This is a genomic window from Paenibacillus sp. P4_E11, from assembly GCF_056401635.1.
Genome location: NZ_JBFUIX010000556.1, coordinates 1 through 1,034, shown reverse-complemented (window position 1 = coordinate 1,034; position 1,034 = coordinate 1). Strand labels below are relative to the sequence as shown.

The 1,034-nt window shown below is 44.9% G+C and carries 1 protein-coding gene; it reads right to left on the bottom strand.

The window, feature by feature from the left end; all coding sequences use genetic code 11:
- Nucleotides 1-167 precede the first annotated feature (167 nt).
- Nucleotides 168-1,034 (bottom strand): hypothetical protein (locus AC1DWB_RS36010; protein WP_477545845.1); only part of this gene is annotated, 867 nt, incomplete at its 5' end.

Sequence of the window (1,034 nt, the reverse complement as noted above, 5' to 3'; positions counted from 1 at the left end):
CGGCCATATGGGTCCAGACGTAGCTTCACTAAGATTCACGACCTTGATATCCCTCTTTTTCATATCGGTAATACCCCTAGAAGGAAGGATTCGAAAGAAAATAATAAATCAAAGAACGTCCCCTCCATTTCGTTAGAAGTGGAGGGGACGTTCTTTTTGCATTAACTTTAATGAATTTGATGTTGCTCTTCATCCGTGATGAAGTAGAAATGGAAATCGTAGTGTGCGACTTCAAAGCCCGGATGGCCCTTCGGCTGGAACTCGAAATCACTCTGAACGACCGAAGGCATTGGAACTCCCTTCATTCCTGACAAGTTGGTATGATCTTTGCCTTTTACAAAGTCATCCTGGGCGATCATATATTCGAGAAATACCAATTTCCCTTTATATACCCCGTAGATAGGACCCATCGGCAGATCGCCAACCTGCGGATTACTCCAGTGCTCGCCCATCGCAGGTACGACTTCCGGACTGATCTGGATCGTTCCTGCAGGCAATGCAAGGATATAGGCTTCTTGTGTGGTTGAATCCCAGCTAACTTGCTGCGCACCAACCGAATCAGCCAAGTCCCTGACCCAAGCTGTAAGCTCCCCTTGCACTTTTCTCACGTTGGAAATCGTTTTGTCACCCAGCTTGACACTTTTATGATCGTCGCTTACGACAGGTTGAAGCCCGAACAGTTGTGCAAAAGCTTCAACGGAAGCGTAGAGCTTGCCTTCCTCTGAAAGATGGTTCGCAGACGAACGCACATTTACTCCATTTACTTTCACTGATAATGCTGAAGAAACTTCTGCAGATTTAGGGGTTGCGACTTTCATCGTCGTGTCATTAGACACGGATTGCGTTTCACCACCATGTGCGAATGCACTTACTCCGTTTAGTACAAACAGGCTTAACGCTGCAAATAAAGCTAATTTCATTTTTTTCATGTTCATTGTCCCTTCCATCCTTAAGGTTTGATAATCATTAATGCAAACAACAGAACACCAAAAATAGAAGCCGTGTAAAAAAGACGATTGGCCTTGCTTAGCAAC